Raw genomic sequence first — 10377 nt, forward strand, 5'->3', positions numbered from 1 at the left:
CAAGTTTGCCGCTCGCGCTCAGGAGGCGGCGACGGGCGGCGCGGCGGTCGCCGCCCCCCCCTTAAGCGGGTCGGCCAGGCGGACTGCCAGGGCCAGGGTCATGAGGGGGGGGTTGTGTTCGGTCTCCCCCCCCCCCCCCCCCCCTGTTTCGCGGCGGGGGGGGGGGGGGCGCGGCGGGCGGCCCCCCCCCCCCCCCCCCCCACCCCGGCGCCGTGGTGGCCCGGCAGCACGTAGAGCTTGTTGATCTCGAGCACCGGGCGGCGGGCGATCGAGGCGGCGAGCGAGGGATCGGCGGGCTCGCCCGCCACCAGCATCGTGTAGCCGACGATATCGCCGCCCGCCATCGCCTTGAGCACGGTGCGGCCGGGATCGGTGAGATAGTCGCCGAATCGTTCGCCGGACAGTATCTGCGCCACATACGTGTCGATATCCGTGGGCTCCAGCTCGGGCGGGCAGGCCAGCGGAAAGGTCGCTGCCGCAACGTCACTGAGGGCCTCGGCGTCCCACAATCCGGCCCGGTCGACGGTGACTGGGATGTCGCTCATTCCTCCAGTACAACACGCCCGCATTCCGGACCGACCGGTTTCCCCGCCGCCGCGCCCCGGTGTCCGGAAAGTGCCAGCGGCCCCTTGGTGAATCTTGACCGATCCGTGTCGAATTCGCACGTAACGAGCCCTCCCGGGGCCCGATGATCACGCTGGGCTCCCGGTTGGATAACGAAACCGGGCACGACTACGTGAAGGGCCCTGACAGTTGCGGCAATCTGGAAGTAGCGGGCCGAATCGGGCTCGCTGGGTGTAGTGGCAGGGGAAGTGGTCGCGTGAGCACGAAGGAACTGAACGAGATAGACCGCGGGCATGCGACGGTGCTGTCCCCTACCGAGTCGGCGAATCTCCCGGTGGTGGAACCGAATCCACGCGGACACCAGGCGGGGGAGCGCTGCCGGGAGGCCGACTGCGGAAACTGCCACTGGGATGTGCAGCGGCTGAAATATTGGCTGCGCGGGCGGCTGCTGGCCTCCGGCGCCGACGCCGCCGACGTGGACAAGCCGCTGGGCGCGCAGACGCCGTCGCTGCTGTGGCGCCGCGGTACTCGGTTGTGCGCGATCGAGGTGCGCAGCGAGCCGCTGTCGCTCGCCCACGCGCAGGAGCGGACGGCGCGGCTACGGGCGGTCGGCTGCGACGAGGTGCTGTGGCTGTGCCCGCCCGGCTACTGGGTCGCGCAGCTGCCTGCGCTGGGTGTCGACGATTTCGCGCCGCAGGTGTGTGACTACCGGGTGGTCGCGGGTCTGGTGGCGGCCGGGCCGACCGGTGCGGTGGTGCCGCGGGAGAAACCCTGGGCAGTACGAGAATTCATCGAAGGCTGGGTGGCCGGGGAGCTGGCCTGGGGATACCGCGACGAAACCACGGGAGGATGGGCCACAGTGACCGACTGGGAGCAGCACACGCACGCGCAAGCCCTCGTCATCGCACAGCAGCGCCAGGAGCTGGTCAATCAGCGCACGGCGCTGGCGCTGGCGCGCAAGGCGACCAGGGACAAGGCCAAGCAGGTCCACAAGCTGCTGCACCGGCTCGAACGCGCCGAGCAGACCGCCGACGAACTCGACGCGACGCGCCGCCGCCTGGTCGATCACAACCGTGTCGACGCCACCCTGCGGGTGCAGATCGCCAAGCAGCGGGAGGCGCTGCTGCACTGGCAGCTGATCACCTGCTTCGCGATGCTGGTGATCGTCACGTTCATCGTGGCGGGGCTGATGCTGCGCTGAGCGCGCGGCCCGCGGCCACGGCGCCGACCGTGCCGAGCCCGGCGCTGCCGATCACGATCGTCCAGGCCAGCGGGCCGAGCGGCACGCACCCGAAGAACCGGTTCACCCCGGGCGTCATGATGATCGCGGCGAGCAGCGCGGTGCTGCCCGCGACCGTCGTCCACACCAGCGGGCTGCGATAACCGATCACCAGCGTCTGGCCCAGCTGGGTGCCGATGAGCGCGGCGAGCGCCATGGTCTCGGCGCGGCGCGGGCGGCCGGTGGCCCGGCCCAGCACCCAGGCGGCACCCGCGCCGACGGCGGTGCAGGTCCCGCGCACCGCGACCGCGCGCAGGAACGCGCCGCCCAGATCCGGGGGCGGGCCCAGCGTGGACTCGCCCTCGTCGGCGGCCGTGCGGTGCGACAGGGCGACCGCCATCGACGGCCCCAGATCGGTGAGCAGGTTGACCACCAGGAATTGCCGGGTGCCGATCGGCGCGCGCCCGGACAGCAGGGTGCCCGCCACGGTGAACACCACCTCGCCGGCATTGCCGCCGACCAGGACGCCGATCGCGTCGCGCACCCGCTGCCACATGCTGCGCCCCTCGGCCAGCGCCCGCAGCAGCACGGCCGGATCCGTGCCGCCGCCCGACCGGGTGAGGATGAGGTCGGCGGCCTCGCGCGCGGCGACCGAACCGCGGGCGGCCAGCCCGATGCCGACGTCGGCCGTGCGGATGGCGGCGGCATCGTTGCTGCCGTCGCCGACCATCGCGACGGTGTGCCGATGCCGCTGCAGCGCGGAGACGATGCGCACCTTGTGTTCCGGGGAGACGCGGGCGAAGACGGTGGCCCGCTGGATCAGGTCGGCGCAGCCGTCCTCGTCGAGGGAGTCCAGGTCGGCGCCGGTGGCCACGACGTCGGCGGGAATGCCGAGCTGATCGGCGACCGCGCGGGCGGTGACCGGGTGGTCGCCGGTGATCATGCGGATGCCGATGTCGTTGCGGGCCAGGTCCTGGACGAGCCGGGGCGTCTGCGGGCGCGGGTGGTCGGCGATGCCGACGAATCCGAGCAGGGTGAGCTGCTCGATCTCGCCGTCGACGTCGTCGGGGGCCGCGGCGAAGTCCCGGCGGGCGACCACCAGCACCCGCAGCCCGCGCTCGGCCAGCCGCTGTATCGCGTCCTCGGCGTCCGCGCGAGCCTCGGGGGTGAAGGCCGAAACCCGGTGTCCGCCTTGCCCGTCGGCGCGCAGCAACTGGGCGCAGCGCGGCAGCAGCACCTCCGGCGCGCCCTTGACGGCGAGCCGGATGTGGTGGGCGGTGTGGCCGACGGCGGCCGCGTAGCCGCGGAAGCTTTCGAACGGCACCTCCTCGATGGGGTCCCAGGTCTTCGCGGCGCGGGCGCCGAGCTGGGCGTCGGCGGCCTCGACCACCGCGCGATCGGTGGCATGCACCGGAGGTCCGTCGGCGGCGCCGGGGCAGGCGCGCGCGGCGGCGCGCAGCAGCCGGCGCGACTGCGGCGATGCCGCGAAATCCCCGCTGTCCCACCGCTCGTCCAGATCGGCGAGGGCGACCACGTCCAGCCTGCCCTCGGTGAGGGTACCGGTCTTGTCGAAGCACACGGTGTCGACGCGGCCCAGCGCCTCGATGGTGCGGCTGGTGCGCACCAGGACGCCGTGCCGCGACAGCCGCCGGGTCGCCGCGAGCTGGGCGACGGTCGCCACCAGCGGCAGGCCCTCCGGGACGGCGGCGACGGCGACGGCCAGCCCGTCCGCCAGCGCCGGACGCAGCGGCATCCCGCGCAGGAAACTCGTTGCGGTGACCGCGCTTCCACCGCCGAGCGTGAAGGGCAGCACGCGCCCGGTGAGCTCGCGCAGGCGGGCCTGCACACCGCCGGAGGGCGGCGGCCCGGCCGCGGCGAGCGCGCGGCCCGACTCGGTGCCCGCGCCCACCGCGACCACCACGGCGCGCCCCGTACCACTGACCACGACGCCGCCCTCGAACACCATGCAGGCGCGATCGTTCAGCGGCGCACCGGGTGTCGCGGCCGTCCGCTTCTCGACGGTGACCGACTCCCCGGTCAGACCCGACTCGTCGAGCTCCAGTCCGTCGGCGGTGAGCAGCCGCGCGTCGGCGGGCACGACATCGCCGGTGCCGAGGGCGATCACGTCGCCGGGCCGCAGATCGTCGGCGGCGGTGCGGATCTCGCGGTCCCCGGCGATCCGGCGGGCCTGCAGCCGCTCGCCCAGCAGCAGCGCGTGCAGCGACAGCCGTGCCCGGCGCCGCTGCAGCGCGGACACCGCGGCGTTGAGCCCCAGTACGGCACCGACCAGCACCGCGTCGGTGGGTGAACCGAGCAGGGCGGCCGCCACCGCGCCGACGGCCAGCAACGGGGTCATCGGGTCGGCGAGTTCGTGGCGCATCTGCCGGGTCAGGTCGATCAGAGTCGTTGCGGGCGACGCGAATTGCTGTCCGATCCGCGATGTGGTGGCCGCGAGCAGCGACGGCGGGGGTACGGGCGTGCGGCTCGGCTCCGGCAGCCGGGCCCGGACCTCGTCGGGCTCCAGCGCATGCCACGGGACCAGCGCGATATCGGCGGGGGCCGGTGCGCGGGCGGCGCGGCGGCCGCTGCGCAGTCCGGTCGCCAGCCCGAGCAGGGTGGCGGCCGCGATCGGGCTGGTGGCACGGGCGGGTCGCGCCCCGGCCGGACCGGAGGCCAGCAGCAGCCCGCTGAGGGTGGCCGCCGACAGCGTGAGCACCCGGCCGCGGTCACTCACCCGCCGGGCCGCCCCGGCCGCTCCGAGAATCTGCCGCAGGCACCCGAGGTCGGGGCAGACAACGCCCGCCTGCCAGGGTATTTCGATCGTTCCGTCGGCTCGCCGGGTCGCCGTGCCGATGCCCAGATCGGCGGCACCGAGGGCCCGATGGGCGCGGCCGCTGACCACCGCGACGACATGCCCCTGTTCCTGGAGTCGCCGCACCAGCCGAGACACGGAACCGCCCGCGGTGACGAATTCGTCAGCGCTGCGGCGCAATTCACCGGCGTCCTCGCCGCCGACCAGCACCACCCGCAGCCCCGCCCGGCGCGCGGTGGTGAGCAGGCCGACGGCCTCTGGATGCGGTTCCCGGCCGATGAGGACCCGTCCCACGGGGTGTCCACGCTCTAGCAGGGTGCACCAGTGCGGGTCGTCCGGGCCGGTTCCTTCCACCCGCGAATTCCCATGGGTACCAGGCATATTTGTCGTGGCCGACTCGCGCTCCGCTGGGGCCTCCGGCGGTCCGCCGGAGGGCCTATCCGCGGGTGAACGCGTGTCGGTGCTCGAAAGGGCTTGTGAGACTGTGGCGTTGGCCCCACGATGCCCCGCGTCCGTGGGCTGCGAGCCTGCGCGCTCCGGATGTGAACGTGGTCGATCGTGGTCCGCGCCGCCGCCGTCCCGGAGCGCCGCGTGTCGCCTGCGCGTCTCGCCGGGGTCGATCTCGAGCTCGAGATCTCGGCGGTCGTGACCCGGTGGCGGGGGGACCGGCAGGTCGGATCCGTTGCGCCACAGCAGGCGCTGGGCGGCGCTCCACACGTGATCGGTCGGCCAGGAGCTGTCGGTGGATTCGGCGGTCAGCACCACCGGGCGGCGGCCGCGCAGGACGCGATGGTCGACGACCACGGCGGAGGCACGGTCCAGGCGGCGCCACAGCCGTGGGTCCAGGGTCAGGGTGCCGCGGGCGGACATGCGGATGGCCAGCGCCGCGGCGAATGTCTCGCGGCCGGCGCGGGCCGCCTTCGGCACGCCGGACACCGCGGCATCGGCGGCATCGCCCGGGCCCCGCCCGCCGAGCACGGTCGCGGCGGCGGCGACGGCCGACGTGCTGCTGACCTCCTCGGCGCTGCGCTCGACGGGCCCGCGCGGGCGCGGCGCCGGACGCGGCCGGGGCGCGCGGTATTCCGGCACCCCCGGATGGTCCGGATCCGCGATCAGGTCCTCCCAGTGGCGCCACTGCGCGTAGCGGGCGGCGGCCTCCACCAGCCTGGTGGCGCGCTGCGCGGCATCGGCGAACAAACCGGCGGCCTCGGCATCCATGGCCTGCCCGACGGCGGTGGCGACGCTGAGCACGGTATCGGTGCGGTGGCGGCCCAGCCGGGACTCCAGCATCCCGCGCACCTGCGGCTGCCCGTCCACCAGCGCCACGGCGGTCCGGAACATGTGCGCGGGCGCGGGCAGCGGCAGCAGCCGCCCGGTCAGCGCCGCCCCGAGGCCCACGACATCGCCCGCCAGTTGCAGCGCCGAGGTGAGTACGGGCTCTCGATCGGAGGGGTGATCGTAGCGCCGGCTCCACGGCCGGTCGCCCGTCCCGGCCTGCTCCTCGACGCGTTCGAGGAGCGTCTCCAGGCGCGCGGGGGACAGCCGTGCCGGATCGGCGGCCACCGTGACGCGGCCGGTCGCGGCGTTGATCCGCAGCCAGTCGACCCCGGCCGCCGTGCCGACGTGCCGCCGCAGCAGCTCGCCGATTCCGGCGCCGTCGTCGGAACGCAAGCCGCGCACCTCGGCGTGAATCCGATTGCCGTGCACCGCGATCCGCCGCTGCCACCGCTGTTTGCGGGGATCGAACAGCGCCGTCAGCTCACGGTCGACACCGCCGGTGAGATCCGTCAACGCGGTGCGGACGGCCGGATCCGCCAGCCGCACCGCCACCTCGACCGGCCGCCGCACCAGCCCCACGGTCGCGCCGGTGACGGCCAGCGGCACCCGAATCGGCGCCGCCACGATCCCGCGCAGCGACACCATCAGCGCGCGTCCTGCTCCGCACGGGCGGCTCTGTGCACGATCTGCGGCGCAATACTCATGATCAGACCTCGGCTGTCGAAACGGGGCGATGTGCTGGACCTGCCCGCAAACGCGGCGCACAAACATCACCGCCGTGCCGGAAGAGCCACCCCGACCAGCCCGTCGATGCGAGGCGTGGGGCGAAGGCCCCGCCGGTGACGGCAGGCATGGCGTGACGAGGACGGGCGCGACGAACAGCGACCGGCGGGCGGACGCCCGCCTACTTCGCGCGGGCGAGGCGGAACGGCCCGCGCTCCCAGCGCCAGCCGTGCCGCAGCGCGAGGGCGTTCAGGTCCACGATGTCGAGGCCCGTCTCGTCGGCGATGCCGCGGAATTCCGGCCAGGCGAGCGGGCCCTCGGCCAGGCGGTTGCGGAGGATGTTCTCGCGGCGGGCCTCGACCGCGTGCCGCCGCAGGTCCGGTTCGCCGAGACGGCTGCCGGTGAACACCAGCCAGCCCCACCCGTGGTCGTGCGCCCACCCGCGCGCGGCCTCGAGTTTGGCGCGATTGCCGTGCACGGCGACGCGGCCCAGCGGGACCACGTCGATCAGCAGCGCCCGGCCGTCGGTGAGCCGGGCGGCGACGGTGGGGTAGTGGGCGCGCTCGATGCCGTCGAGGCGGTAGTCGACGGCGGCCGGACGCTCGGTGAAGGCCGCGACCTGCTCGCTCTCGTCGAGTATCCGTAGCAGCCGGGCCTCCAGAGCGGTATCGAAAGTCGTTTCCCGGTCCAGCTTTTCGGCGAACATCGAGCCGCGTGCGTCGTCGTCGGCGTCCACGGTGGGCACCGGCGTGCCCGGCAGGGCGGTGGGTTCGCCCCGCGGCCACTCCACCCGCCGCAGCAGCGGAACGAGTTGTCCCGCAGCGGGTTCGCTGTGCCGTGGCGCGGGCAGATGCCAGCGACCGCGCTGCTGCCACCCGGCGATGCGCTGAAAGACGAAGCCCGCCATGCGTTTGGCGTCCAGCAGCGCGTGCCCGGCCAGCCGCAGCCGGAGGTAGGCCAGATCCTGCGCCGCGATATCGCTGTCGGTGGCGTAGATTTCGGCCAGCAGCGTGCGCACCAGTCGCTCGTCGCCCCAGCCGACCGGATAGCGCTCGGCGAACACCGCGGTGTCGGGGTAGCCGGTGGCCTGCACGCGCCGCACCATCTGGCCGATGGCGCGGGTGTACAACTGGCGCACCCGATCTCGCGACAGCTCGTGCCGCGCCCCGATCAGCGTCAGGGTCTCCGGGCGCTCGCCGTCGAGCCCGAGTCGCGGCGTGATCAGCTCGGCGCTGCGCGGCCGCTCCTCGGCCTGGACGGCGACCATCGCGGCGAGCGTCTCGTCGACCTCCTCGAGCCCGAACGAGATGCCCTCGCGCAGGTCGTCGAGCAGCCCGGTCTGCAGATCCTCGATCCGGCTCGTCGTCACCACTTCCGCCCGTCTTCGCTACTTCGTTCGAAAAGCGTATCCCCCCAACCGGTCTGCGGGCGGTAATGCGGTTTCGTGTCGTCGCCGGGGTTTCGTCGGCCCGGTGGCGTCCTGCCTGCTATCCCGAAGCCGGTGAGCGCCAGTGCGCCGACCCACGCCACGGCCGCGAGGACCGCGAGCAGGTGGATGCCGTCGACGAACCCGTCACCGGCCGGGGATCCGGCGACCGCGCCGAAGATCGCGACACCGCAGGCGGTGCCGATCTGCCGGGCCGTATTGGACGTGCCGGTCGCCAGTCCCGAGCGGTCCGCGGGGGTGGCGCGCACGACCGCCGCCACGGCCGACGCGGTGATCAGTCCGCCCCCGCAGCCGATCAGCAGGATCGCGGCGAGCAGCCATCCGATGCCGCCGTCGGCTCGCAGACCGGTCAGCAGCAGGCTCCCGGCGGCCGCCACGGCACAGCCCAGGGCGATCGCCGTCCGCGGCCCGCAGCGCGCGGTGATCCGGCCGGAGACCGGTGCCAGCACGATCAGCGGGACCGCCATCGGCAGCACCGCGACTCCGGCGGTGAGCGGTGACCAGTGCCGGACATCCTGCAGATAGAGCATGGCGACGAACAGCACGCCGTTGAAGATCAGGTTCATGGTGAGCGCCACCAGGTTCGGGCTCAGAAAGTCCTTGCGGCGCAACAGGTCCAGCGGCAGGATCGGATCCCTGCTGTGCGCGGCGCCGGACAGCGCGACGGCGAGCGCGATGACGGTCACCACGGCGGGCACCAGGACGGTCGCCGCGCCGGAGCGATGCCCGGCGGCGATGACGGTGAACACCAGCCCGCCCAGTCCGGCCACGAATCCGAGCAGTCCGGGGAGATCCAGCCGTCGCCCACCCGCACCCGGCCGGTCGGGGACCACCCGCAGCGTGGCGGCTATCGCCAGCACGATCAGCGGCACGTTGATCCAGAACACCGGCCGCCACCCGAGGGCGTCGACCAGCAGCCCGCCCAGCAGCGGTCCGGCCGGGAGCGCCAGCGACGACACCGCCGCCCAGGTGCCGAGCGCCTTCGCCTGTTCACCGCGGCCGGGGTACACCTCGACGATCACGGCCATGGTGCTGGGCAGCAGCAGCGCACCGCCGATGCCCTGCACCACCCGCGCGCCGATCAGCACCTCGACGCTCGGCGCCGTCGCACAGAGCAGCGACGCCACCCCGAACACCGCGAACCCGATCAACAGCACCCGGCGATGCCCGATCCGATCGCCGACCGTCCCGCCCGCCAGCAGCAGCCCCGCGATCGCCACGACATACCCATCGACCACCCACTGCAGCATCGCCACACCCGACCGCAACCCGTGCCCGATGCTCGGCAACGCGACATTGACGATCGTGACGTCCAGCAACACCAGAAACATCCCCGCACACATCACGCCCAGCACGCGCCCACGCCCAGCCACACGAGGCTTCTCGAGAGTCGAATAACTCATGCCCGCAGTGTTGCCCGGCGTTAGTTCGGTCCGTGCCGAAGCGTGATCGTCACCTGTCGTGAGGTAGTAGTCGGCTGTGAGCGTGTTCAGCCGCCGCACGGGTGGTCGGTCTGTGCCGAGTGCGATCGTCGTCCGTCCTGGGGCGGCTGGGCCGCGAGCGTGTTCAGCCGCCGCCGCGCAGGTGGTCGAGCTGCGCGGAAGCGTGGTCGCTTGCCGCCGTGCGGGGACGGTCATTGTTCGGTGGGCGCCGAAGTGTCGGGGCGGCAGACTGGGCGCATGACCGACGAGCGGCCCCTGTACGGGTATACGGACATCGCGGCGGTCGGCGCGCTGCTGGCGGACGCGACCCGGGCGCGGATCGTGACCACCCTCGCCGACGGCCGGGCGCTGCCCGCGTCGGTGCTGGCGGCGGAGTCGGGCGTGGCGGCCTCGACCGCCAGCGAGCACCTGACCCGCCTGGTGGAGGGCGGGCTGCTGACCGTCGAAAGGTCCGGGCGCCACCGCTACTACCGGCTGGCCAACCGCGAGGTGGCGGTCGCCATCGAGGCGCTGGCGGTCCTCGCCCCGACCCGTCCGGTCCGCTCCCTGCGCGAATCCACCCGCGCCGCGGCCCTGCGCCGGGCCCGCAGCTGCTACGACCACCTCGCGGGCCGCCTCGGCGTCGCCGTCACCGAGGCCCTGCTGGACCGCCGCGCGCTCGAGCGCACCGACGGCATCCCCGGAACCGAACGCGCACAACACGATCCGATCTCCGCACCCCTACCGGACCACCCCTACCGCTTGGGCCCGAACGCCGAACCACTGTTCACCGAACTGGGCGTAGACCTCACCGCCGCCCGCCACACCCGCCGCCCCCTCCTGCGCTTCTGCGTCGACTGGAGCGAACAGCGCCACCACCACAGCGGCCCCCCCCGCCGCCCCCCCCACCACC

At 73.7% G+C, this 10377-nt stretch carries 6 protein-coding genes; 2 read left to right on the forward strand and 4 right to left on the reverse strand.

The window, feature by feature from the left end:
* Nucleotides 1-98: 98 nt before the first annotated feature.
* Entirely contained in the window at nt 99-545 is a 447-nt protein-coding gene (locus tag QH290_RS00180; RefSeq protein WP_280381619.1) for a GNAT family N-acetyltransferase, read from the reverse strand.
* 275 nt (nt 546-820) lie between these two features.
* Between QH290_RS00180 and QH290_RS00185 the strand changes: the two genes are divergently transcribed.
* Nucleotides 821-1765: a hypothetical protein gene (locus QH290_RS00185; protein ID WP_280381620.1), complete on the forward strand. Its 945-nt coding sequence runs from the start codon at nt 821-823 to the stop codon at nt 1763-1765.
* Here the strand turns inward: QH290_RS00185 and QH290_RS00190 are convergent.
* The 3 genes from QH290_RS00190 to QH290_RS00200 all read right to left on the reverse strand — a co-directional run bounded on the left by QH290_RS00190 (nt 1737) and on the right by QH290_RS00200 (nt 9446).
* Nucleotides 1737-6518 (reverse strand): cation-translocating P-type ATPase, encoded by a 4782-nt coding sequence (locus QH290_RS00190; protein ID WP_280381621.1) that lies wholly within the window; start codon nt 6516-6518, stop codon nt 1737-1739. The two genes, QH290_RS00185 and QH290_RS00190, sit on opposite strands and share 29 nt — an antisense overlap.
* A gap of 259 nt (nt 6519-6777) precedes the next feature.
* On the reverse strand, nt 6778-7965 hold the full coding sequence (locus QH290_RS00195; RefSeq protein ID WP_280381622.1) for a hypothetical protein: 1188 nt from the start codon (nt 7963-7965) through the stop codon (nt 6778-6780).
* On the reverse strand, nt 7962-9446 hold the full coding sequence (locus QH290_RS00200) for an MFS transporter (RefSeq protein WP_280381623.1): 1485 nt from the start codon (nt 9444-9446) through the stop codon (nt 7962-7964). The genes QH290_RS00195 and QH290_RS00200 overlap by 4 nt, the downstream gene beginning before the upstream one ends.
* 276 nt (nt 9447-9722) lie before the next feature.
* Between QH290_RS00200 and QH290_RS00205 the strand changes: the two genes are divergently transcribed.
* Nucleotides 9723-10377: ArsR/SmtB family transcription factor (locus tag QH290_RS00205; RefSeq protein WP_280381624.1), on the forward strand; the 655-nt coding region annotated here is incomplete at its 3' end.

The sequence above is a fragment of the Nocardia wallacei genome, assembly GCF_029869545.1.
Taxonomy (GTDB): Bacteria; Actinomycetota; Actinomycetes; order Mycobacteriales; family Mycobacteriaceae; genus Nocardia; species Nocardia wallacei_A.

Bases quoted from the DNA above. Each gene is read 5' to 3' on its own strand.
- QH290_RS00200 (WP_280381623.1), bottom strand. From the start codon at position 9,446: ATGAGTTATTCGACTCTCGAGAAGCCTCGTGTGGCTGGGCGTGGGCGC.
- QH290_RS00190 (WP_280381621.1), bottom strand. From the start codon at position 6,518: ATGGTGTCGCTGCGCGGGATCGTGGCGGCGCCGATTCGGGTGCCGCTG.
- QH290_RS00180 (WP_280381619.1), bottom strand. From the start codon at position 545: ATGAGCGACATCCCAGTCACCGTCGACCGGGCCGGATTGTGGGACGCC.